We start from the raw sequence: 23,699 nt of genomic DNA, 5'->3' as shown, positions 1-23,699 counted from the left end.
GTCAATAACTGGTTAAGGCGACAGATGGTGATTCTCTGTTACAATAGGGTTCGTTTGACGCGTTATGTTCCTGAGGTGCCATGTCCCGTTCCGATCTGATCCCGCCTAGTCCTGACTATGCCGACGCCCATGCCGCGCATGAAGCTGAGATTGACGCGTCCGAGCCCTTTGCCCTGTTCGGTCAATGGTTGAATGATGCGCGGGCAAAGGAGCCCAATGATCCTAACGCCATGGCCGTGGCGACGGTCGATGAAAATGGACTGCCGGACGTGCGCATGGTTCTGCTTAAGGATTTCGATGCGCAGGGGTTTGTATTCTATACCAACACGCAAAGCGCCAAGGGCCAGCAGATACTGGCCAATCCGCAAGTGGCCTTATTGTTTCACTGGAAGTCCCTGCACCGTCAGGTGCGCATCCGGGGAGCGGCTGAGCCGGTCAGTGCGGCTGAGGCGGATGAATATTTCGCATCACGTGCGCGCAATTCGCAGATCGGGGCCTGGGCGTCGGAACAGTCACGTCCGCTTGAGAGCCGGTTTGCACTGGAAAAGCGTATTGCCGAATATGGCCTGAAGTTCGGACTGGGCAAGGTGGAACGTCCGCCGCATTGGACGGGGTTTCGCATTGTGCCGCAATTTATCGAATTCTGGCGCGACAAGCCGTTCAGACTGCATGATCGGGTGAAATTCGAGCGTGCTGGTGAGGGATGGCGACAGTCAAAGCTTTATCCATAAGCTACCAAAGCGACGGGTCGGGACTATAGAAGGGACGGATGTCGGTCACGCTGAGGCCTGCGGCATGGGCGGCCTCAAGCCCTTCGTCTGTGTCTTCGTAGGCATGGGCGTCAGCGGGGGCGATCTTAAGGTTTTCACAGGCCCTGAGATAAAGGTCCGGGGCGGGTTTGCCGATGCCGGTGTCTTCGAAAGTCACCACGGTGTCGAACATAGGGTAAAGGTCTATGGCTTTCAGGGTGGCGGTGACAATGGCGGCTTGACCGCCAGAGGCGACCCCGAGTTTCAGGTGACCCTGATAGTGACGGACAAGGGCTTCGATGGGGGCAATGGCCTTGACGGCCCCGATATGCTCAACAAACAGGGCCGTATTGTTTTCGCTTATGGCTGAAACGTCAAATGGGGTGGTGGAGTGCAGACGGAAGGCCTCAAGCAGTTTGCTGCGCGACAGACCCAGTCGGGCGGCATAAAAGGCCGCGGGAAAATCTATGCCATAGGGGGCGAAGGCGGATTTAAAAGCGCGGTAATGCGCCGGAAACGTATCGGCCAATGTGCCGTCACAGTCGAAAATCAGCGCTTTTTTATGTGCAGGCGGTAGAAGATCAGCAATTAAGGTCATAGAGAAGCTATCGGGTTTTGCAGGGTAAAGGTCAAGGATGACAGATAGGGCTTTGGATCGGGTGCTGACCCTTCTGACCGAGGGGGCCGATGAGGTGATTGAAACCTCTTGCGCGACCGTAGTCCTTAAAGGGGACGAGGCCTTTAAGGTCAAGAAGCCGGTTGATTTCGGTTTTCTCGATTTCACTACGGCTGATAAGCGTCGTGAGGCTTTGGGGAAGGAGTTGCACCTTAACCGGCGGACGGCAGCGGATATCTATCGCCGTCTGGAAGAGGTGAACGGGGAGCCGGTGCTGGTTATGCGGCGCTTTGATCATTCCATGGTTCTGGCCGAGCAGGGGCAGGCCGAAGGATGGGAGCCTGAGCCTGAACTGATGGAGGCTCTGGGGCGCGAGGTGGCTTCATTTCATGCGCAGGCCGAGCGTAGCAAGGATAGACTCCATGCGAAGAATTCCGAATATGTTATTGGTTCCAATCAGAAACATATAGAATCGTTTTCGGAGTATCTGGGGCCTGGGGCGGTGAAAGCCTATCGCCGGCGATTGCATGCGGTCTATCAAAAGCATGAGGCGCAGGTGCTGGCGCGCTTTGACAGCGGGCATATTCGTCGCTGTCATGGCGACCTGCATTTGGGTAACATTCTGATCGAAAATAATGCGCCGGTTTTGTTTGACTGTATCGAGTTCAACGAACGGCTGATGCAGATCGATGTGCTGTATGACATCGGCTTTCTGCTGATGGATCTGGAGGTGAGGGGCCATCACGCCGCCGCCAGCCGCGTATTCAATGCCTATCTGGAGACGGTTGCGCGGCATGAAGGTGAGGTGGGGCTGTATGAAGCCTTAAGCCTTTTGCCGCTTTATATGTCGATCCGGGCTGGCGTCCGCTGTCATGTGTCGGCCCATGCCGGGGATATGGATCAGGCGAAACGCTATCTTGGGGCGGCGCACCGGTTTCTTGAGAGGGCAAGGCCTGAGCTGATCTGCGTCGGTGGCTTATCAGGATCGGGCAAGAGCTGGTATGCGCGGGCTTTGGCGGCATCACAGGGCCATGCCGCCGGAACAGTCATCCTGCGCAGTGACGAGATACGCAAACGTTTGTGGCAAACGCCGTCGCTTGAGCGGTTGCCGCCTGAGGCCTATGGGGCAGATCAGACGGAACGCGTGTACCGGCATATGCTTGATCAGGCGGAGGTTCTCCTGAAAAGCGGGGTGTCGGTGATTCTCGATGCCACGTTCCGCGATGACCGCTATGTGCGTAAGGCAAAGGCTCTGGCCGGTGAGTTTGCGTTTCGCGCCATCTTGATGGATGTGCCGACCGAGGTGCGCCTGAAGCGGGTGGCGGCACGCGAAAACGATGTGTCTGATGCGGATATGCGCGTAGCGGAGCGGCAGTCAGAACCAGAGATTGATCCGACACTGTGGGTGCGGCACTCAAACCTTTAATCCGGTTTTTGGTGGCCGTGCCGGTTGAAATTTGTCGGGGAATGTTCTCTAAATTTCGCCTTTAGTAAGTATGACCGTGACGCAGCCCCCTGTATGCCTGAGTATTGGGGGGAAGTCACGACAGGGAGCAGGTCGGGTGACGGAGACTATACCGGAAACAGAACAGCCGCGTCGTAAGGCAAAGCGGGGGCTGGCCCCTTGGGTGCTGGGCTTGAGTTTTGTAGCACCTGTGGCCCTGGTTGCGACCATGATGGCCACCAATGTCGGCGTGTTCAGCTATGAACTGGGATTTCGGACGATCACGCTTGGGGTCATTCCGAAATTTGCCACGGTGGTGGCGATTGTCTCGGTCTTATCGCTTCTGATTTCGCTTTTTCTTAATCCGAAAAAATACGGGCCGTGGGCACTGGGGGCCGTGTTTGTTTCGGGGCTGGTGCTGGCGGGCTATTATGCCTATGAGCAGCGGCTGAGAGCCTATCCGCCCATATATGACGTTTCGACCAACTGGGAGCGTCCGGTAACGTTTTCGGCGAAACTGATTGAGGCGCGCGGGGCGGATGCCCACCCGGTTATGGATAATCCGGTGGTGCCGAAGGGGATGTCCTATGAATGGGCAGGTCGGCGTGTGGCCGATATCAATGCGCAGACCTGTGCCGGTGCGGTAACCGTTGCCGGACGGGCACCGGTCGAAAGGGTCGTCGAAATTCTCAAAGGCGAAGGCTATGTCGTGTTCGGCCGTTCCGACTGGCGGGTAGAGGCGTTTTACGAAGACCCTTATTTTGGCTTTAAGTCCGATGTCGTGGTGCGTATGGAACCTAACGGGACCGATGTGCGTTCGGTCAGCCGTCATGAGCCGGTTGATCTGGGGGGCAATTGTCGTCGGGTCACGAAGCTGGTGAAGCTTATTTCAGCGATATAGGCTCATACGCCCCATCAGAGGGGGCTTTGTGGGAAGCGAAACAAGAAACCCCCTCCGACATGTTCGCTTCGCTCCATGCCACCTCCCCCTGCAAGCTAGGGGAGTATTCAGGAGGTGCCAGCTACAGGAGAGGATGGAAAGGGTTATCTGCCTCGGGACTAACGGGTGAAGGGCCTGAGGCCCTTCACAGGCTTAATAATTGCTTAACCCTTGTCGCAATCCGGCGATGGGGACGATTATGTGGCTTGGGCTGATCCATTTTGTGTCAAGACGTGCGCTTTATGTGGCGACGGCGTGGTTGTGTCTGTTTATGGCACATCTGATTGCGGCCGGATGCACGCCAGAGCCGGTGATGGGCTATGCCGTAAGGGTTCCGGTGACGTCGCAGGCCGTGGCGCAGGATATGCCCGCAGGCCCTAGTACGGCTGTGGGGCCAGTACGTTAGCGCCTTCTTCCTGCATACGGGCGCGTTTGACGTCACGCATCACCGCTTCGGCCTGAGGGTCACTCATGGCCCAGCCGAAGAAGGACAGGGCCTTAAGGCCATTGGTGGCCGAATCTGCGGCAGCCCCAAACGCGGCGAAGGGCGAGTTGTGGTTCGGGTAATTGACCAGCTTGACCTTGGTATTGTCACTGATCTTGGCCAGTTTTTTCGCCTCATCCACAGCGGTGTAAAAACCGCCCAGCTTATCAACGAGACCGATTTTTTGCGCCTGAGCGCCGGTCCAGACGCGACCCTTGGCAATGTCGCGCACTTTTTCGGGGGCGAGATTGCGGCCTTTGGCGACCTTCTGGATAAAGGCTTCGTAGACCTGATCGATCCAGCCGGAAATAGAGGCCTTCTGGGCCGGGGTAAATTCTTTGCCTGCCGCATAGGCTCCTGCATAGTCGCCCCCGACACCGATCTGGCGCATATCAAGACCAAAACGGCTTAAGGCGTCGCCGATAGCCAGCTTGCCGCCATAGACGCCAATCGAGCCCGTCAGGGTTGACGGGTTGGCGACGATGGCGGAGGCATCCGCAGAAATCCAGTAACCGCCGGACGCGGCATAATCGCCCATAGAGACAATGACCGGCTTGCCGGCGTCTTTGGCTGCCTTGACGGCCTGGGCAATCTGTTCGGAGGCGGTGTCGGTGCCGCCCGGTGACGACACGCGGAAGATGATGGCTTTTACGGCGTCATTATCAATGGCGTCATAAAAGGCTTTGGAGGTGTCGTCAGACAGGATCTGCGCGTCGCCACCAAAGGCTTGTGGCACGCCTTTGCCGGTCATGATCGGGCCTTCGGCGTTGATGACGGCGATGGTCACCGAGCCGCTGGAGGTCGACATGCGATTATAGTCGCGTACATCCAGAAGGGCGGTGTTGGCGTCGCCCTTGGAGAGGGCTTCGCGTTCGGCCTCATGTACCTGACCGAGCTTGGTAATCAGACCCAGTTCGAGTGCTTTTTCGGCACTATAGGGGCCAGCCTCAAGCACGGCCCTGAGGGCGGCCGCATCGCGCTTTTTTTCCGGGCGATCCTGAGCCACAGCAGAGGTAAGGGACTCGTAGATGCCCCCTAGCATGGAGAGGGTGGCTTCGCGGTGTTCAGGCGTAAAATCGCTATAGAGGTAGGGGTTGACCGCGTTCTTGTATTCGTAGCGCTGCTCCATTTCGGGCGAGATGCCGTACTTGTCGAAGGCGCGCTTATAGAACAGGCTTTCGGTGGCAATACCTGTGACATGGAAAGCCGAGCGCGGCTGCATCCAAAGCTCTGAGGCCGAGGCCCCGACCGCATAGCTGGCCATGACCAGTGTATCGGGATAGAGGCCCTGAGAGTGCGCAATGACGGTTTTGTTGGCTTTGCGGACGTGCAGGACAGCGGCGCGGATTTCTTCGGCAGCGGCAGGCATCATGCCGCCTTCGGGCAGACGAATCAGGACGGATTTAACCTTGGGATCGCTGGCGGCATTGTGCAGGGCCTGCACGACGTCCATGGTCGACAGTGACTTGCCGGTAATGAAATCAAACGGCGTGGGGCGGCTCTGGTCCGTCAGACCTTCGCGCAGATCGACCAGCAAGGTGACCGACGAGGGCGCCACCGGCTTTGATGCGGCAGCGATTGAAACAATCAGTATAAACGGGAGAGCGATGAAGAAGAGAAAAAACGCCGTCAGAACCGCGCCAACCGTAATCAGAAACTGTTTCATATATCTTCCTGTCGCCCCCAAATCAGGGGCCACAATAAAGGTTTGTCGGATGGCGTCAAATGAAGACGGTGTAATAATTACCCACAGGCCTGAGGGGGCGGGTCAGAACCTTATGCGGCCTCTGGCCGGTTTATCGGTTGGCGGCCGGTCGTGCTGATATCTGGGGTCGCCGTGGCAATGAGGGCAGGAGACGCCCTTGACGTAGAGCGGGCTTGCCTGATCTTCTGCGGTCAGGGCGTGGTCACAATAGAGGCACAGCGCGGCATTATCCGAAGGTTTCAGGTTGTGATCCACGGCAATGCGTTCATCAAAGACGAAACATTCGCCTTCCCAGAGAGACTCTTCGGCGGGCACTTCTTCGAAATATTGCAGGATGCCGCCTTTGAGGTGGTAAACGTCCTCAAAGCCGTTATCGAGCATCCAGGCGGTATATTTCTCACAGCGGATGCCGCCGGTGCAGAAGGTGGCAATCTTCTTGCCCTTAAGTTGGTCAGCGTTCTGGCGCGTCCATTCAGGCAGGAATTTGAAAGTCGGAATTTGCGGGTCAAGGGCGTTTTTGAAGGTGCCGAGATTGACCTCATAATCATTGCGCGTATCGACAATCACCACGTCATTGCGGCGGATCAGATCGTTCCAGTCCTTTGGATCGACATACTGACCGCGTTTTTCGAGGCTTACCGGTTCGCCCAGCGAAATGGTTTCTTTTTTGAGTCGCACACGGGCCTTACCGAAGGGCTGGTAATCCGCGTAGGATTCCTTCCACTCGATCTTCTCACCGATCAGTTCGTCCTGAAGGTAGGTCAGGAAGCTGTTGATGGCTTCGCGCGTACCGGCTATGGTCGAATTGACCCCTTCGCGCGTGATCAGCAGCGATCCCTTGATGGACAGGGATTGCAGACGCTCAAGCAGCGGGGCCTGCATCGCTTCGAAGTTTTTGAAATCGAAGAAATGGTAGTAGGCGGCGATGACGAAGGGTTTGTCGGATTCTGTGTGTGACATAGGGCGTGCGCGTATCACAAAGCGGCGCTATGGAAAAGCCCTAGAGGGGGTCCCAGCGACCTATTAACGCAGCCTGCCCGTGCAGGGTGCCATCAGGTGCGCTCACGTTCCACAGCACAGTGTCCCTGATGCGGAAGCGTTTGCCGGTCGCCGATATGCGGATGCCACTGTAATCGTTGATAGCGCCTTTTTCGAGCGCAGAGGCCAGCAGCGCTTTACGGTCAGACTGAATTGATGGGTCTGTTTCCGCAGACAGGCGCGAGGGCAGGCGGGTGAAACTATCCCAGTCCATGCCCCACAGTTCAAGGGCTCTTGCATTGGCGTAACGAAATACGGGGTCTGGTTCTGTGCCGTGAGACACAATGGCCTCAGGGGCATAGAATAGCGCTTCGGCCAGTTGCGCGTCCGTTAATGTGTCGGTGGTGGCATCGGCTAATATGGCGCGCGCATTCAGTCGGTGAAAGCTATCTGACATCAGACGGTTATAGGTTTGAACCGGTTTTAAATGATAGGGATGCGCTGTCACTGGCGATAAAGTCTCAAAAGGTTGGGGAAAATTTTTTCAGGGGGATTGCATGTCACAAAAGCTTGGGGTAGTGAAGCGCCTCCTTCGCTGATATGCACTACGAGATCGGTAAGGACATTCCTGCTGGGGAATGGTGTAATGGTAACACTCCGGTTTTTGGTACCGTCATTCTAGGTTCGAGTCCTAGTTCCCCAGCCACTTTCTTTTTCCTGCATCATCAGTGAATTCAAAGAATCCCGCATGTTAGTCGCGCGGTTAAAGGTCTCTTGACGCACGGTCCCCATAATGTCCGAGATGTGCTGGCAACTCACATCTTGAAACAGGCGGGTTAGTACGAGCAAGCGAGCTACGCGATCCAAGATACGCCAGTGATGGTGGCCCAGCATTCCGGTCGGTTCTTACCCCAGGACAAGGCAGCGCTCGCCGTGCAGATCCTTAATCGGGTTTGGGAAGCCGTCTGATTGGGGTGACCGGAGGAGGCGCTCGCTGGAAGCGCGCCTCACTTGTCCAAGGTAACGCCCTCGTTTTTAGTTTAGCTTAAGTAAGCTGTCGTGCTGTTGCCGGTTGCTTTCAAACCAGCATCGACTGTTGAGCAAAGATACCCGCCATTGCGCCTTGCCACATGGTTGTGGTGACGGAGGGTATACCCGGATTGGCGAGGTCACCGGCGGCGTAGATGCCGGACATGTTGTCGGCGCGAGCATTGATAATCTTCGACGGTGGAAAGACTTGGGACTAGCGGATAATTTTCCCAATCTGTCAGATTACATTGTTCGCGGCCAGATGCGTCCTGCATTCCAGCGGGCTTTCGTTAGGCAGGTATCGCAATCCTCTGATTTGAAGCCCGTTTGAACAGGCAAGAAAGCGTCCACGGTTTGCTAATCCGTCAGACATGAATTCATAGGCCGGTGGCGCTTGAACTCAGACTCTATGTCTTGATTAATTAAATTTGATGTATTTAATGCCTTGAGGCTGTACGCGGCGATCAGGCCCCAGACCATGGATAGGTTTTATGGGGTGATCATTCATAAAAATCGCAGCCATAAAAATGAGGACAGGGAAACTATGAACAGACGTCAGCTTTTACTCGCTGGCGGCGCCAGTTTAGCGCTGTCGGCCAGCATCGCGGGGGCCGGGTGGGCCGCGCAATCTCACGCACCACTTCTGGCAACGGGATTTGACGACGGTATAGATCCGGCGATACGTTCACGCCAGCGTCTGGATAAGGACTGGTATTTTGCTCTTGGGCATGCAACCGATGCCGACAAGGATTTCGGGCATGGTCTGCGCCCGTTCTTTTTTGCCAAGGCCGGATATGGTGACGGCCCCGCCAGTAGCGAATTCAGCCATGCCGCCTGGCGTCAGGTTAATGTACCGCATGACTGGGCGGTCGAACTGCCCTTCGATGCGCGAGCGAATACGAACCATGGTTCCAAGGCAATCGGGCGAAACTTCCCCGAAAACAGTGTGGGCTGGTATCGCAAGACTTTTGCGTTGACCGCCAGTGACAAGGGGCGGCGAATTTCCCTCGAATTCGATGGTGTGTACCGTAACAGCGTTGTCTGGGTAAACGGTCATTATATGGGCACCGAACCCAGCGGTTATTCGGGTTTTCGCTATGACATCACCGATTATGTCAATTTCGATGGCCAAAACCTGATCGCGGTGCGGGTTGATGCCACGGTTGAAGAAGGGTGGTTCTACGAGGGGGCCGGTATATATCGCCATGTCTGGCTGACCAAAACCGCACCGTTGCATGTGGCTCAGTGGGGGACCTTCGTCAAATCAACCGTGACGGCGACGCAAGCCGATCTGGATATTGACGTGACGGTTGATAATTCTGCTGAGACAAGTGAAACTTTTATTCTGCGTCATGAAGCCTATGGTCCTGACGGACGAAAGGTGGCTGAGGGTGAAGCGCATGGTCTGACGGTTGAGGCCCATAGCTCTGGTCAGTTTACCGCAAAACTTGCCATTGCCGATGCGGCCTTATGGTCGCTTGAGGCGCCCAATCTCTATCACCTGCGCACGACCCTGATCAAAGGCGGTGCCGTCGTTGATGCCTATAATACGCGCTTCGGTATTCGGACGATTGTTTTTGATCCGGAAAAGGGCTTTTTCCTGAATGGCAAGAACCTCAAGCTACAGGGAACCAATAACCATCAGGATCACGCGGGCGTTGGCGTGGCCTTGCCCGATGGTCTGCAGACCTGGCGCCTCAACCAACTCAAATCCTTTGGTGTCAACGCCTACCGAACCGCGCATCATCCGCCGACGCCTGAACTTCTGGCGGCGGCGGATCAACTGGGCATGCTTGTGGTCAACGAGCATCGCATGATGGGAACAAGTCCGGAAATAAAGGGGCAGCTTGAACGCCTTGTTCGCCGGGATCGCAATCACCCCAGCGTTATTATCTGGTCAGTGGGTAACGAAGAATGGGCGCTTGAGAACAATCCATTGGGCACACATCTGGCAGTCGAAATGCAGGCCTATGTTAAACGGCTTGATCCGACGCGACGCACAACTGTGGCGACCAGTTCTTCGGGCAGGGGCGTGTCACTGGGGGCGGACGTCATCGGCTTCAACTATGGCGCGCAACACGATGTGGACGCCTTCCACCGCGCTCACCCTGACAAACCGGCCATGATGTCGGAGGAGGGGTCGACCCTGACCACGCGCGGCATCTATTTTGATGATCGATCCAATTCGCACCTTAACGCCTATGACCGTCAGGGGCGTCCGGGCAATTCCCTGAGCATCGAAGAAGGCTGGCGGCGGGTTATTGAACGTCCCTGGATGTCGGGCATGTTCATCTGGACGGGCTTTGACTACCGCGGTGAAACCACGCCCTTTGGCTGGCCCGCCATTTCGTCCCAGTTCGGTATGATCGATACGACCGGCGTGCTTAAGGACACGGCCTACTACCTGAAATCTGTGTGGCGGCCTGAGCCTATGGTTCACATCCTGCCGCACTGGAACTGGGCGGGGCGAGAAGGCGAGGCGATGGATGTACGTGTCTATTCCAATGCCGAGGCAGTGGAACTGTTTCTCAATGGCCGCTCATTGGGTCGCAAGACGATAGTTGCCGCCTCGCATCTCAAGTGGGAGGTACCTTATGTGCCCGGAAAGCTGAAGGCGCGCGCCTATACGGGCGGCAAGGCGGTTGCACGCGCCGAGGTCGCCACGACCGGCAGTGCGGCTCAGATCAGGCTGACCCCCGATAAGACTGCTCTGAAAGCCGATGGCGATGATATTGCTGTCATCTGGGTCAATGTGACGGATAAGGCTGGTCAGATTGTCCCGACGGCCTCGGATATGATCCAGTTTGACGCCACGGGGCCTATCCGCATTCTGGGGATGGGCAATGGTAATCCCGGATCACACGAAGCCGATTGTCCGGCAGAGCGTCATACCTATCATAATGTAGGTTCATGGCGGTCACTGGCTGTGGATACGATTGAAGGGCGACCGGAATGGGTTGGCGGGTCAGTCGATACTTCAGACTGGCGCGACCCCATGAAATGGTTGCCCCCCGAACAACAACCCGCATTAACAAAAGGCGTGGTTCTGCAAGGGCGCTTTGATCGTCCGGTGACAGGGCCGGAAGATAAGATCGCCCTGTATATTGATCTGCTTCAGCCCGATCAAAAAGTCTACGTTAATGGCGAACGGGTAACCGCCAAATCGGCGGATGGCGCGCTGTGGATTGAACTGGAGAGGGGGCACCTAAAAGCGGTCAACACTCTGACCTATGTCCTGTCAACCCCCGAAGGGGGCATACCGGGCATGATGGATCGCTCAGTCGGCGGCACCAGATGGGGTGTAATGCGTGTGACGCAACCCGCTGCCCCATGGCAGAGACAGGCGTTTAATGGCTGGGCGCAGATCATTGTCCAATCGACCGGCACGTCCGGCACGGCCACGGTCAAAGCGTCAGGACAGACTCTAAAGGCCAGCGTTGCGACCTTCCGGGTGGGATAGGCAGGCCTTACAGGTGGGCGGCTTGCGCGTAGCTGATGCAGGCCCAGGCCGCTTTCATACCCATGCCTAGTACGGTTTCTGGCCATACACATTGCCTGGGCGTCGATAGCGACAAACGAGAATGTCCTGCGTTTTGCCGGTGGCTTTGGCGCAGCCGAGTTCGGTCGTGGTTGACCAGATCATCTGGGTATAGTGGCCGACATTGGCCCAGTTGCCATCTGTGCTTATGTCCGGAAAGGCGGCGTACCTGAATTTGGCTTTTTCGTCGGCCCAGAGTTGGGCCATCTGTCTATAGCTATAAGCCCCTGCAGTCCCCATCCAGAGGTTTTCGCCATCAGCGCTGGTTGAATGCTGGAACAGGCCGTGGCTTGCCAGATGATTGGCCCAGACCTGAGCATCCTGAGCGAGTTGCGCATTCCATTTGAGAGGGGGCGCACCGACCAGCTGTCGTTCAGTATTGTGCACTGAAAGCATCTGATCGGTAAGGTCTGTGGCGCTGGCGGGGAAGGCGCAAGCCAGCAGGGCAATGATGAGGGTGAATTTCACTATGATCTCCGATGATGTAACCGGATGACCTTATCGGAGATCATAGACTGGGCCATCCCCCGAACAGGGGGGGCGCCTCAGCCCCACCCATTACCTTCGGGGGCCGTGTCGTGAGGGCGTAAGGCTTTGGTGAGAAAGACAATATCCAGCCAGCGATCCTGTTTATAGCCAGCGGCGGGCAGGCTGCCGGTCTCAGTGAAGCCCTGAGACTTATGCAGGTTCAAAGAGGCGACATTATCGCGGTCGCCAATAACCGCATAGAGATTGTAAAAGCCCTGATCCGTGCAGGCGGTAATCAGAGCCTCAAGCAGGGCGCGGCCTGCGCCCTTACCCTTATGATCGGGGTGGACATAGAGGGCGTTTTCGACCCCGTAGCGAAAGGCCGGACGCAGGCGGAACGGGCCGGCATAGGTGAAGCCAATCACCCGTTTATCTTCGACGGCCACCAGATAGGGCAGGTTTTTTGCCCGCAATTCATACCATTGCGACATCATCATCTGAGGCGTCGGTGGCACGGTTTCGTAGGTGGCGGTGGTGTTTAGCACCGCATCACCATAGATATCTGAAACGGACTGAAAGTCTGTGACCTGAACTTTGCGAATAGTTAGGGTCATGATGGGTTTTCCCAGCCCTTTTCGAGCGCCCATATGGCGAAGGCGTAATCAAACGCTACTTCTTTGAGGTAATCGAAGCGCCCTGAGGCCCCGCCGTGACCGGCTTCCATATTGATCTTCAGCAATTGCGGTGCGCCTGAGGTCGAGTAGTCGCGCAGTTTGGCAATCCACTTCATCGGTTCCCAATAGGTGACGCGTGGGTCACTTAAGCCGCCTGTGGCCAGAATTGGCGGATAGGCCTGAGCGGTAATATTGTCATAGGGGCTATAGGACGCGATATAGTCATAGGCGGCCTTGTCCTCGAGCGGATTGCCCCATTCCGGCCATTCCGGCGGTGTCAGGGGTAAGGTGGTGTCGCTCATGGTGTTTAGGACATCGACAAACGGCACCGCCCCGATCAGGCCGCCCCACAGGTCAGGGCGCATATTGGCCACGGCCCCGATCAGCATGCCGCCCGCCGAACCGCCATAGCCGACAATGCGGCCTTTTGAGCCGTAGCCATTGGCAGTCAGATGCTCTGCACAGGCAATAAAGTCGGTAAAGGTATTGGTTTTATTGAATTTTCGACCATCAAGGAACCAGCCATAGCCTTTTTCGGCCCCGCCGCGAATATGGGCAATGGCGTAGATCCAGCCGCGATTGACAAGGCTTAAGGAGCGCACCGAGAAGGTTGGGTCTATGGTGATGCCATAAGAGCCATAGCCATAAAGCAGCAGCGGCGCGGAACCATCAAGCGGCGTGTCACGCTTCATCAGTACCGTGATCGGCACGTCTTCGCCGTCTGAGGCTTTGGCATAGAGACGTTTGGCGACATAGGCTGAGGCATCATGACCTGATGGGATAACCTGTGTTTTGCGCAACACTTTTTCGCGGGTTTCTACATCGTAATCGAAGGTCTGGGACGGGGTGGTTGGTGAGGTATAGACATAGCGGATGACGGTGGTGTCAAACTCAAGCGAGCCGCCTTCGCCGAGGGCATAGGCTTCTTCGCTGACCTCTATGTTGTGTTCGCTGAGGTCGGATTTGCGCACGACCACGAGGCGCGAATTGGCGTTTTCACGCTCAGAACGCACCAGATGGTTCTTATACAGGCTGACGCCGGTAATATAGATGCCCGGACGGTGGGGCGTCAGGGTTTGCCAGGTGTCGCGCGACGGAATGGCCGCATCTGAGGTCATCAGCTTGAAATCAATCGCCTCATCGGCATTGGTCAGGATGACAAAGCGGTGGCCCCAGTGATCGAGGCTGTATTGCAGGCCTTCTTGGCGCGGTTGTACGACAAAGGGAGCGGATGTCAGGGCGTCAGAGGGGGTAAGGCGCACTTCGGAGGTTTCATGGTTGCCGCTGGAGACCACAATATAGGCGTCAGACGAAGTGAGGCCGACCGATGCGAAGAAGCCGGGATCTTTTTCCTCAAAGACGAGCGTGTCTTCGGAGCCGGTGACGGCGCGGCGGAAAATTTTGGACGGACGGCCATTGTCATCGCGATAGACCCAGAAAATCCATTGCGAGTCAGGTGAAAAGACAAATGAGCCTGCCGTGCTTTCGACCGGTGTGCCGATCAGTTGTCCGGTAGAGATATCCTTGATGAAGATGCGATAGACCTCAGAGCCTTGTGTGTCTTCAGCCCAGGCATAGAGTTTGTGGTCGGGGCTGTGGCTTGAGGCGCCGGTCTGGTAATAGTCATGCGCCTTGGCGGCGGCGTCTTCGTCGAGCAGTATCTGTTCATCGGCAGGCACGGAGGCGAACGGCACGGTTTCACGGCTGATATGCGTCTTGGTGCGGGGCTTGCGGGCGTGAATCGGGTGCTGGGCCCCTATGGCGTAACGACTGTAATATTCCCACGGCCCGTCAGGGGCAGGAACGGAGGAATCGTCTTCCTTTACGCGGGCCTTTATTTCCTCGAAGATGGTTTTTTGCAGCGCTTCGGTCGGTTCAAGCAGGGCCTTGGTATAGCTGTTTTCCAGCGTCAGGTGCGATTTGACATCCGCCTTGATGAGTGCGGGGTCGCGCAGCACCGCCTGCCAGTTGTCGTCCTTCATCCATTGATAGTCGTCGGTGCGGCTAACGCCCAGTTGCTCGGTGGTGACGGGGATCTTGGCGGGCTTTGGGGCAGGGGTTTTCGACATTAAACTTTCCGGAGATAAGATGGGCTGGGCGCGCAGGGCTGAGGTGCCTGAGGTGAGCCATACGGCGGCAGAAAGACCGCTGAGGACAAGACGCCGACGATCGGGTTGGGCAGGCATAGGCAGGTCACCTTTGGCCGAGACTTAGACAGAGCTTTGACAGGACTGTGATACGATTTGCTTTGGGGCGTCAATCGGATGTGAACCCTGTCTGTGTTTTAGATATGGCTATTATTTGCGGTATCAAGCTAAGCTTTTGCCGTATTTAGGCAGTAGGGTGCGTTTATGGATGCCGATTTGACACTGACCCTGATCGAAGCCACTGTGCAGATCGATCAGCCCATTGCCGAAGGCCGCCGCATGGTCGGCACCGGCTTTCTGGTTTCAATCCCCAAACGCGATGGCACGCCGGAAATTGTACTGGTTACGGCTGCCCACGTGTTCGAGAAAATGCCCGGTGCCGAGGTGCGTATCGGCTGGCGCATTCAGGGTGACAATGGCGGCTGGCAATATGCGCCGACCCGTATCCCTATAAGGAACACCAAGGGGCCGTTGTGGTATCAGAACCCTGAGCAGGATGTGGCCGTTATTCCCATTGAAGTGCCGCCTGAATATGAAGATGCAGCCATTCCCATGGACTGGCTGGCGGACGAAAACACATTCGGACAGTATAATATCAAGCCGGGCGATGAAATGATGACGCTTGGCTATCCGCATGGCTTATCGGCCAATAAGGTTGGTTTTCCGATATTGCGGGCGGGGCGGGTGTCGTCCTATCCACTGGGGCCGCTGGATGTCTATCCGACCTTTCTTATCGACTTGACGGCTATTCCCGGTAATTCCGGCGGGCCGGTATTTATGACCGATAAACTTAGTCGCGCACCGGACACGGAAGTGCCCTCCATGACCTTTATTTCGGGCATACTGACCAAACAGGTTGAACTGGATAATCAGCGGCTTGAGCTTGGGCTTGTGACCCACGCCGTCTTTGTGCGTCATACCATTACTTTGATGCAGAACACGCGCGCCAGAGCGCCGCTGGTCGTCAGGGCCAGTCCGGCCGCACCGGCACCTATTCGCACACCTGAAAGCACCGGGGCGATAAAAGATGTCGAGCCGGTTGGCCCGCCGCCGGCGCTGATTACCGATCCGGCACCGGTGGAGGTAGAATAGATCAGGCAAAGCCCGTAAGGGGGGGCGCACCCATTTGAATGGCCATGAGGCGAGACGGTGCGGCAGACAGGATGTGTGCTGTATAGACCTTCAGCAGGGCAATTTTGCTGTTCAGCCAGTCCGTGTCGCTGTCACCGTCACTCAGGCGCTGATGTGCGGCCAAAGATCCCTTGAGAAGGAAATAGCCCCCTAACATATCTCCGGTGAGCGTCAGATAGGCGCTGGCACCGGCGGCGACATCGGCGGGAGCCTCGGTTTTTCGCTCGATTAGCCACAGGCTGGCGGCTTCGAAACTGGCCATGGCCGCTTTCAAAGTCGTAATAGCAGGGGCCAGATCATCAGGTATGGCTGTGTCACGCAAAAAAGCCTCAATGTCTGCGGCCAGTTCAAGCGCAGCGGTGGCGTCATTACCCAGCTTGCGACCGGTCAGATCAGCGGCCTGAATGCCGTTGGTGCCTTCATATATCGGGGCAATGCGCGCATCACGGTAATACTGAGCCGCGCCGGTTTCCTCAATAAAGCCCATACCGCCATGCACCTGAAGGCCAAGTGAGGCGACTTCGACACCGATATCGGTCGACCAGGCCTTGGCTATGGGCACAAGGAAGTCCTCACGCCGTTTCAGGCGGGCTTTTTTATCCGGGTCGTCTTCAATCTGCTGGGCGTCGATGTGGAAAGCGGTCTCAAGGCACAGGGCGCGGGCGGCTTCGATCTTCGCTTTTGACAGGGCCAGCATCAGGCGCACATCGGGATGGTCGATGATCGGGGCCTTACGTTCGCCTGTGAGGGGCGAGGTGCCCTGACGGCGTTCCTGAGCATAGGTCAGGGCCTGCTGAAACGCACGTTCGGCAATGCCTACGCCCTGTACGCCGACCATCAGACGGGCGGCGTTCATCATGGTGAACATGGCGGCCAGTCCCTGGTGCGGCTGACCGATCAATTCGGCCTGAGCGCCTTCAAAAGCCATAACGCAGGTGGGCGAAGCGTGGATGCCCAGCTTGTGCTCAAGGCCAACGCACGTGACGGTGTTTCGGGCACCGAGACTACCGTCCGCATTGACCAGATATTTCGGGCAGAGAAACAGCGATATGCCCCGTGTGCCTTCGGGGGCATCGGGCAGGCGCGCCAGTACCAGATGGATGATGTTGTCCCGCGCTTCATGGTCGCCCCAGGTGATAAATATCTTTTGTCCGCTCAGGCTATAGGTGCCGTCAGTATTGGGCGTCGCCTGAGTGGTCAGAAGCCCCAGATCAGAACCGGCCTGCGGCTCGGTCAGGTTCATGGTCGCGCTCCAGTCCCCTGAACTGAGGAAGGGGAGGTAGAGCGCCTTTTGCAGGTCGTCGCCGTGGATGTGAAGGGCTTCGGCGGCCCCCTGTGAAAGGGTTGGGCACAGGCTGAAGGCCATGTTGGCAGCATTGAACAGCTCGTAACAGGCAATCTCAAGGGTCTTGGGCAGGCCCTGACCGCCTTGAGCTGTGTCAGATGACAGGCTGTTCCAGCCGCCTTCGGCGAAGGCGGCTATGGCTTCAGCAAATCCATCAGCGATGATCACCTTATTGTCTTCGAGGCGCGAACCCTGAAGATCGCCTGACCGGTTGAGGGGGGACAATATGTCCTGAGACAAATCGGCGGCGGCATCGAGCACCGCTTCTGACAGATCGGCATCAAATTCAGCAAAAGGGCCTTGTCCATAAAGGCGTCCGATATCCGTGACCGCCTCAAGGGTGAAGCTGATGTCTTTGAGCGGGGCGCGAAAGGTCATACTGATTCCTGAATTATAACGGCTCTGGCTATAGTGATGGCGCAATATGGCGGCTTTGGGGACTCAAGTCTGCGTGAAGTTCCCTTACGTCACAAGGGCTTATATAAAAAGAATATATATGTAACCAATTAAATTACATATCAGGATTGCAATCCTGACTAAGCGTGAGCATACTCAGGTTTAATGAGAAATCACCGAGCGAGTCCCGTTCCATGCAACCTGTGACCTATCACCGTTTCAGCCGTTATCTGCATTGGATTATGGCGGCCTTGCTGTTTTACATGGTCTTTCTCGGCTGGTCGTTTGACAGCGACGACAGCGGGCGTTTTGCGCGTTTTCAGTTGCATAAGTCCGTAGGGATTCTGATCCTGTTTTTAACGGTTTTGCGCATCGGATTGCGGGAGGCCTATAAGGCCCCGCCGGAGTTGCCCGGCCCAAAATGGCAGACGGGAGCGGCTAAAGCCGTTCATATCGGGTTTTATGTGCTGATGATCGGTCTGCCCATAAGCGGGTGGGCGGTGGTGTCAGCCAGCACGCTTAAGATTCCTACGGAGTTGTTTGGGGTTATTCCCTGGCCGCATTTGCCGGTCGATGTCTCCGAAGTCAGCCATGACCGGTTTGCCAATCTGCATGGTTTGCTGGCAAAGCTGTTGATATATCTGTTGATACCCCTGCATGTCGGGGCGGCGCTTATGCACCATTTCATCCACAAGGATGAGGCGATCACCCGCATGTTGCCAGGGTTGGAACCTAAGCCTTCGATTGTGGCGTCGTTACTGAACTGGCGCTGGATCGTGCCTCTGGTTATTGTGGTCGGGGCGTTTGCGGCGGCCTTTGGCCTGTTGCACGGCGCGCCATCGTCACCAGTTGAACCGGCTGTTTCAGAGATCACTGACGCCCCGGGGCAGGCGTCGTCCGAAGGTGAAGCGGAGGCGGTTTCGGCGGTGTCGTCGGTTAGTGTGTCCACTGAGGAGGAGGTGGCGTCATCCACAGCTTCAGAGGCGCGGGTTGAAGTGCCTGTGTGGTCTGTGGATAAGGCCGCGTCGCACATCCGCTTTAAAACCAGTTTTCAGGGGGCTTCCGTCAATGGCGGCTTTAGCGCCTATCAGGCGCGCATCGTTTTTGATCCGCAGCAACTGGATAGGTCATCGGTGAAGGTGACTATTGATCTGACGTCCGTCAGCACCAGCGATGCGGATCGTGACAGCACGCTGAAATCATCGTCATTCTTTGATGTGACGAACCATCCTCAGGCGGTGTTTGAAGCCAGACGCTTCACCGCATCCGGTGGCAATAAATATATCGCCAGAGGCAAGTTGACTCTGCACGGCCAGACGCGTGATTTCGATCTGCCGTTTACACTGGATATCAGCGATAAGACGGCGAATGTCGCGGCAACGGCTACGCTGGATCGTCTGGCCTTTGGGGTCGGCAGTGGGGAGTGGGCTTCAACAAGTGCCATTCCGGCGGATGTGACGCTGGATATCAAGCTGAAAGCTGACACTAAGTAATTTGTGAGGTTGCGCAGCCTGTGCTAAGGCCGCGCCCATGAATGCGACTGTTGCCCAAGCTGTGCTGGCCCTTGAACGGGGCGAACTTATCCACCTGCCGACCGAGACGGTATATGGGCTGGGGGCGCGCGCCGATGATCCGCAGGCGGTCGCCAAAGTCTTTGAGGCCAAGGGCAGACCGCGTTTCAACCCCCTGATCGTGCATGTCGCGGATGTGGCTCAGGCCGAAACGATCGCGGTGTTTGATGCGCGTGCTCAGAAACTGGCCGAAGCCTTCTGGCCGGGGCCTTTGACGCTGGTAATGCCGGTAAAGGACACCGGTCAGGTTTGTGATCTGGCACGGGCGGGCCTTGATAGCGTGGCGGTGCGTGTTCCGGCGCATCCGGTGGCGCAAGAGATATTAAGGGCGTTCGGTGGGGGCGTGGTTGCGCCTTCGGCCAACCGTTCCGGTCGGCCCAGCCCGACGCGGTTTAAGGATGCGGTTGAGGAGACGGGGGCCTTTGTGGCGGCTTCTGTTGATGGCGGTGACTGTCAGATGGGGTTGGAATCAACGGTAGTCAGCCTTATGGGCGAGGCGCGTTATCTAAGAGCAGGGCTTATCACGCGGTCAGATATCGAATCCGTCATTGATGGGCTGGCGGATGATGCGTCTGAGGGGCATCGGTCGCCGGGGCGTCTGACGCGCCATTATGCACCCGATGCGCCGGTGGTAATCAATGTGACTGAGCCGCCTGTGGATTGCGTTTATATGGCTTTCGGGCCGACGGATTTTGACGGGGTGGTAGTTCAGCTTAGTGAGGCCCGTGACCTGCGCGAAGCGGCCGCACGTTTGTTCAGCGCTCTGCGCGAAGCCGATGCGAAGAAGCCGGCGCGGATCTGTGTTGCGCCGGTGCCCGAAGACGGGTTAGGCGAGGCGATCAATGACCGGCTTAAGCGGGCGGCGGGCTTTGTTGGCTGAGATTCAGGTCAATAAGCTTTTCAGTTGGGGCCACCAGATAGTTCAGACTGAAGTCTACGGTTGGCATGAATATGTTGGGTTGGCGGTCATAAAGGCACAGGGGCACGCCCTCGTTCCAGCTCATCCGTCGCGTCAGGCAACTGATAAACAGCCGACGATCAAGGTGAAAGGTCTGATGGTGGTCTTTGGGGCCATGCTGGCTTAGCTCATAGCGGGCGCGACGCGGGCTGGTGATCTTGTTATGCGCATCAAAGCACAAGCGGTCATAGACATCAAACCCCACCCTTTGGCCGATTGTAACGCCATCATGCGCCATCTTGTGGCCATAGGCCTCATAGGCTGACTGGAATAAATCCAAAAGCATGGTGTCATCAATGGCGCTGTCGTCCAGATTATCGAACGGGTAGGGATCAGATCGGTGGGCTGCCACGGATTCCGGTTTGCTCTGTCGCAGGGGACTTAAGGCCGCAAAACGGCTCAGGTCTGTCAGATCGGATCGCCATAACGTCCGGGCACAATGTAGCTGCCGCCCGCCGGAAAGAAATGTTCGGGTTTCAATATATTAATGATGCGCGAGAACCGCGTCAGGCTGAGGTCAATAATGCGTCGGGCCTCGGCATCGCGGTCTATGCCTACAAAGTTTGCGGATAGGCGCTGGCGGCCCCATCCGCCAGGCAGGCAATGTCAAGTGCGCCGAAATGCGTGCTGATAAAGTCTTTGATGTGGGCATAATTATCTAACGAAAGCGGATTATCGACCTGATTAAATAGCGTCTTTCCACCTGCGTGAACCATTATGGACGTATCAAGGTCATAATCAATCTGGTCTTCCAGACCGGCAGAATTGCTGGTCATCTGCGGGACGATCGCCAGTCGCATATCCTGATAGGTGATGATCTCGAATGGCTGACATTCGATAATCTGCGAAACCCCCAGTCTTTCCAAACGACGACGTAAGGTCTGGTTCGCAAAATATTTAATTATAAAAACTTTTTCCGTCAGGTTTGTGGATTGAAGCAGGGCCGGATCAAAATGGTCACTATGCAGGTGAGAAATGTAAACGGCATCACAATCAGCGACATAGGTTTTAAGGTCCTGAGGAGCGTATTCCGGGAAGCTGTGCCAGCCACCGCCACTGGTCGGGCCCGCCCACGGGTGCAGATCAAGCGCGTTTCGGGGCTTTCGATTTTCAGGAATGAGTTGGAAATATGGAAAATGCGCATGGAAAGCCCTCAGGCCGGTTTTCGGGCAATGGCAAAAAGAGATGTCGCGCGGCCTTTCAGCCAGGATGGCGCGTAAGGATTATCGCCGCGAAACGGCAACAGCCAGCGCGCTTTCCAGAAGCGGCTTTTGCCGGTGTAGTACCAGTCGGGCTTGCAGCGTAATCCCGGAAAGATGGAAACCTGTTCAAAGCCGGTCAGGGCAAGAACTTTTTCAAGGGATTGCGGGGTGTAGGGTCTGACGTGTGTAGGGTCGTTATAGAAGTTACGGAAATCCATCTGGAAATTAGGCGTGGACAGAATGATCACGCCGCCCGGTCTGAGCACCCTTAAGGCTTCCTGCAAATAGAGTGTGGCATCAGAAAGGTGTTCAATAACCGCAAGCGAAACATAGATGTCTGCCTGAGCCGTCTCCAGCGGCAGGGATTGGCGTTCAAAATCAACCTCATCTATGTCCAGCCCCAGATAGTCAAAGCCCTGAGCGCGAACCGCCGCTTCTATATATTTATCGCCACATCCGGCATCGAGCAAAAGCGGTGTTGCCTCTGACGGTGACAGAGCCTCCACGTAACCGGCCAGACGCGCCAGACGTAGGAAGGTGTCGACTTCACGCATGCCGAGCCGTTGCCGCGCCGAAAGATGCGCAGCGCCGCGATCAAGGCGGCGATCCTGATAATAGCGGTGCTTTATGTCTGTCGAGGCGGCGCACATGGCAAAAGCAGTGTGATGATTCCGTTCCCGTGGGCAAGTTGGCAGGCATAAAGCGGGAAATTGCCAATGACTGAATAGGTTTGAAATCCCGCCTGTGCCGTTTTTGCCGTTGACCTTGGCCCCGATCATGCCATAAGTGCGCTTCTTTTCGGAACCCGCCCTGTACACAGGCGCGGCTTTTCTTGTCATTAACAGCGGACGGATGATCGGGTCTACGGCCTGAAGGCAGGGTTCGCAAAGGTAATATGGTCTATGCAGGTCGTTGAAAAATCAAGTGAAGGCTTAAGCCGCGTTTTCGAGGTAACCGTCGCGAAAGACGTGCTGGCTTCCAAACTGGACGCCAAGATTAAAGACATGGCGCCCAAGATGAATATCAAGGGCTTCCGTCCGGGCAAGGTGCCTGCAGGTCACGTTCGTAAGCTCTACGGCAAGGAACTGATGAGCGAAGTGTTGCAGGAGCAACTGAACGAGACGTCGCAGGCGACGCTTGATCAGCACAGCATCCGCCCCGCCGGTCAGCCTGAAATCAAGCCTGTCGGTGACATCGAAGCGGTTATCAAGGGTGATGCCGATCTGGCCTATGAACTGGCCGTCGAGCAAATGCCTTCGTTCGAGCCTGTCGATGTGGCGACCCTTGAGCTGAAGCGTCCGGTCTATGAGCCGACCGAAGAAGAAGTGAACGAGCAGCTTGAGAACATCCTCAAGCAAACCAAGCAATATGACGTCAAGGGTGGCAAGGCCCCCAAGGCGGCTGACGGCGACAAGCTGAAGATCGACTTCCTCGGCAAGATCGATGGCGTAGCCTTTGACGGCGGCGCGGCAGAAGGTGCGGAACTGGTTATCGGTTCCAAGCAGTTCATTCCGGGCTTTGAAGAGCAACTGATCGGCGCCAAAAAGGGCGAAGAGCGCACTATCGAAGTGAACTTCCCCGAAGATTACGGTGCCGCCAATCTGGCTGGTAAGGCCGCGACCTTTGACATCACCGTGCATGAAATCTCGGCACCCAAGGACGCAGTGGCCGACGACGAGTGGGCCAAGGGCCTCGGTCTTGAAGGCCTTGACGCCCTCAAGGGTCTGCTGAAAGGCCAGCTTGAGCAGCAGTATACGACGGCTGCGCGTTTCAAACTGAAGCGCAAACTGCTTGATATTCTTGATGAAAAGCACTCTTTCGAGCTGCCTGCGCGTATGCTTGAGGCCGAGTTTAACGGCATCTGGCAGCAGGTTGAGCAGGACAAGGCCCAAGGCCAGCTGTCCGAAGAAGATGCCGCTAAGTCGGAAGACGAACTGAAGGCTGAGTACCGCAAGATCGCCGAGCGTCGCGTGCGCCTCGGTCTGGTTCTGGCTGAAATCGGTACCCGCGCCAATGTACAGGTCTCCGAGCAGGAAGTGGCTCAGGCCATTGCTCAGGAAGCCCGCAACTTTCCCGGTCAGGAACGTCAGGTATTTGACTTCTATCGTTCGAACCCTGCGGCAGCCGCCCAGATTCGTGCGCCGATCTATGAAGAGAAGGTCGTTGACCACATCTTCACTCTGGCGAAGATCGAAGACGAGCCGATCTCCAAGGAAGAACTTCTGGCTGACGACGAAGACTAGCAGGGACGCGGTCCCTGCACCCATTATAGGGCGCTATTTGTCGGGCCGGTGTTAATCTGAAAAACGTAAAGCGCAGGGAGC

At 56.5% G+C, this 23,699-nt stretch carries 20 protein-coding genes and 1 tRNA gene; 10 read left to right on the top strand and 11 right to left on the bottom strand.

Going from position 1 to position 23,699, the window contains the following annotated elements; all coding sequences use genetic code 11:
- Nucleotides 1-80 precede the first annotated feature (80 nt).
- Nucleotides 81-731 (top strand): pyridoxamine 5'-phosphate oxidase, encoded by a 651-nt coding sequence (pdxH, locus tag E5201_RS07200; protein WP_140985387.1) that lies wholly within the window; start codon nt 81-83, stop codon nt 729-731.
- A 1-nt stretch (nt 732) separates the two neighbouring features.
- Here pdxH and E5201_RS07195 read toward each other — a convergent pair whose 3' ends face one another.
- Nucleotides 733-1,347, bottom strand: a complete 615-nt coding sequence (locus tag E5201_RS07195; protein ID WP_140985386.1) for an HAD family hydrolase — start codon at nt 1,345-1,347, stop codon at nt 733-735.
- A 37-nt stretch (nt 1,348-1,384) separates the two neighbouring features.
- Between E5201_RS07195 and E5201_RS07190 the strand changes: the two genes are divergently transcribed.
- The 3 genes from E5201_RS07190 (at nt 1,385) to E5201_RS07180 (ending at nt 4,155) form a co-directional block, all read left to right on the top strand.
- Nucleotides 1,385-2,791 carry a bifunctional aminoglycoside phosphotransferase/ATP-binding protein gene (locus E5201_RS07190; protein WP_140985385.1) on the top strand — a complete coding sequence of 469 codons (1,407 nt, stop codon included), beginning with the start codon at nt 1,385-1,387 and terminating at the stop codon, nt 2,789-2,791.
- 136 nt (nt 2,792-2,927) lie between these two features.
- On the top strand, nt 2,928-3,710 hold the full coding sequence (locus E5201_RS07185) for a DUF1499 domain-containing protein (RefSeq protein ID WP_140985384.1): 783 nt from the start codon (nt 2,928-2,930) through the stop codon (nt 3,708-3,710).
- A gap of 199 nt (nt 3,711-3,909) precedes the next feature.
- Nucleotides 3,910-4,155, top strand: a complete 246-nt coding sequence (locus E5201_RS07180; protein ID WP_140985383.1) for a hypothetical protein — start codon at nt 3,910-3,912, stop codon at nt 4,153-4,155.
- On the opposite strand, the gene sppA is transcribed toward E5201_RS07180, so the two are convergent.
- The 3 genes from sppA to E5201_RS07165 all read right to left on the bottom strand — a co-directional run bounded on the left by sppA (nt 4,127) and on the right by E5201_RS07165 (nt 7,424).
- Nucleotides 4,127-5,899 carry a signal peptide peptidase SppA gene (sppA, locus tag E5201_RS07175; protein WP_140985382.1) on the bottom strand — a complete coding sequence of 591 codons (1,773 nt, stop codon included), beginning with the start codon at nt 5,897-5,899 and terminating at the stop codon, nt 4,127-4,129. The genes E5201_RS07180 and sppA overlap by 29 nt on opposite strands.
- Before the next feature lie 102 nt (nt 5,900-6,001).
- The gene (gene trhO / locus E5201_RS07170) at nt 6,002-6,898 is read right to left on the bottom strand and encodes an oxygen-dependent tRNA uridine(34) hydroxylase TrhO (protein ID WP_140985381.1); all 897 of its coding nucleotides are present in this window, start codon (nt 6,896-6,898) and stop codon (nt 6,002-6,004) included.
- Nucleotides 6,899-6,938: 40 nt separating this feature from the next.
- Nucleotides 6,939-7,424, bottom strand: coding sequence for an MEKHLA domain-containing protein (locus E5201_RS07165; RefSeq protein ID WP_246050462.1), 486 nt, complete (start codon nt 7,422-7,424; stop codon nt 6,939-6,941).
- Nucleotides 7,425-7,548: 124 nt separating this feature from the next.
- On the opposite strand from E5201_RS07165, the gene E5201_RS07160 reads away from it, so the two are divergent.
- Nucleotides 7,549-7,622, top strand: a tRNA-Gln gene (locus E5201_RS07160).
- Nucleotides 7,623-8,489: 867 nt separating this feature from the next.
- The gene (gene galA, locus E5201_RS07145; protein ID WP_140985379.1) at nt 8,490-11,405 is read left to right on the top strand and encodes a beta-galactosidase GalA; all 2,916 of its coding nucleotides are present in this window, start codon (nt 8,490-8,492) and stop codon (nt 11,403-11,405) included.
- 66 nt (nt 11,406-11,471) lie between these two features.
- Here the strand turns inward: galA and E5201_RS07140 are convergent, their stop codons facing one another.
- From E5201_RS07140 to E5201_RS07130, 3 genes are all read right to left on the bottom strand, one after another.
- Nucleotides 11,472-11,951 carry a CAP family protein gene (locus tag E5201_RS07140; RefSeq protein WP_140985378.1) on the bottom strand — a complete coding sequence of 160 codons (480 nt, stop codon included), beginning with the start codon at nt 11,949-11,951 and terminating at the stop codon, nt 11,472-11,474.
- A gap of 77 nt (nt 11,952-12,028) precedes the next feature.
- Entirely contained in the window at nt 12,029-12,565 is a 537-nt protein-coding gene (locus tag E5201_RS07135; RefSeq protein ID WP_140985377.1) for a GNAT family N-acetyltransferase, read from the bottom strand.
- Nucleotides 12,562-14,811 (bottom strand): S9 family peptidase, encoded by a 2,250-nt coding sequence (locus E5201_RS07130; protein WP_140985376.1) that lies wholly within the window; start codon nt 14,809-14,811, stop codon nt 12,562-12,564. The genes E5201_RS07135 and E5201_RS07130 overlap by 4 nt, the downstream gene beginning before the upstream one ends.
- A gap of 165 nt (nt 14,812-14,976) precedes the next feature.
- On the opposite strand from E5201_RS07130, the gene E5201_RS07125 reads away from it, so the two are divergent.
- Nucleotides 14,977-15,864, top strand: a complete 888-nt coding sequence (locus E5201_RS07125) for a S1 family peptidase (RefSeq protein WP_140985375.1) — start codon at nt 14,977-14,979, stop codon at nt 15,862-15,864.
- Between the two features lies 1 nt (nt 15,865).
- Here E5201_RS07125 and E5201_RS07120 read toward each other — a convergent pair whose 3' ends face one another.
- Entirely contained in the window at nt 15,866-17,626 is a 1,761-nt protein-coding gene (locus tag E5201_RS07120; protein ID WP_140985374.1) for an acyl-CoA dehydrogenase family protein, read from the bottom strand.
- A gap of 212 nt (nt 17,627-17,838) precedes the next feature.
- Between E5201_RS07120 and E5201_RS07115 the strand changes: the two genes are divergently transcribed.
- Entirely contained in the window at nt 17,839-19,137 is a 1,299-nt protein-coding gene (locus tag E5201_RS07115; protein ID WP_140985373.1) for a YceI family protein, read from the top strand.
- Between the two features lie 37 nt (nt 19,138-19,174).
- Nucleotides 19,175-20,095 carry an L-threonylcarbamoyladenylate synthase gene (locus E5201_RS07110; RefSeq protein ID WP_140985372.1) on the top strand — a complete coding sequence of 307 codons (921 nt, stop codon included), beginning with the start codon at nt 19,175-19,177 and terminating at the stop codon, nt 20,093-20,095.
- On the opposite strand, the gene E5201_RS07105 is transcribed toward E5201_RS07110, so the two are convergent.
- The 3 genes from E5201_RS07105 to E5201_RS07095 form a co-directional block, all read right to left on the bottom strand.
- The gene (locus tag E5201_RS07105; protein WP_140985371.1) at nt 20,067-20,525 is read right to left on the bottom strand and encodes a hypothetical protein; all 459 of its coding nucleotides are present in this window, start codon (nt 20,523-20,525) and stop codon (nt 20,067-20,069) included. The two genes, E5201_RS07110 and E5201_RS07105, sit on opposite strands and share 29 nt — an antisense overlap.
- Before the next feature lie 202 nt (nt 20,526-20,727).
- A complete protein-coding gene (locus E5201_RS07100; RefSeq protein WP_140985370.1) occupies nt 20,728-21,039 on the bottom strand; it encodes a hypothetical protein in 312 nt (103 codons plus the stop codon).
- A gap of 287 nt (nt 21,040-21,326) precedes the next feature.
- Nucleotides 21,327-22,025, bottom strand: coding sequence for a class I SAM-dependent methyltransferase (locus tag E5201_RS07095; protein ID WP_181404562.1), 699 nt, complete (start codon nt 22,023-22,025; stop codon nt 21,327-21,329).
- A 252-nt stretch (nt 22,026-22,277) separates the two neighbouring features.
- Here E5201_RS07095 and tig point away from each other — a divergent pair, with 252 nt between their 5' ends.
- A complete protein-coding gene (tig, locus tag E5201_RS07090; RefSeq protein ID WP_140985368.1) occupies nt 22,278-23,618 on the top strand; it encodes a trigger factor in 1,341 nt (446 codons plus the stop codon).
- The last annotated feature ends 81 nt before the right edge of the window (nt 23,619-23,699 follow it).

The organism is Asticcacaulis tiandongensis, assembly GCF_006475605.1.
GTDB classification, from domain to species: domain Bacteria; phylum Pseudomonadota; class Alphaproteobacteria; order Caulobacterales; family Caulobacteraceae; genus Asticcacaulis; species Asticcacaulis tiandongensis.
The sequence above is the reverse complement of the archived record's forward strand: the minus strand, read 5'-3'. Positions and strand labels throughout refer to the sequence as shown.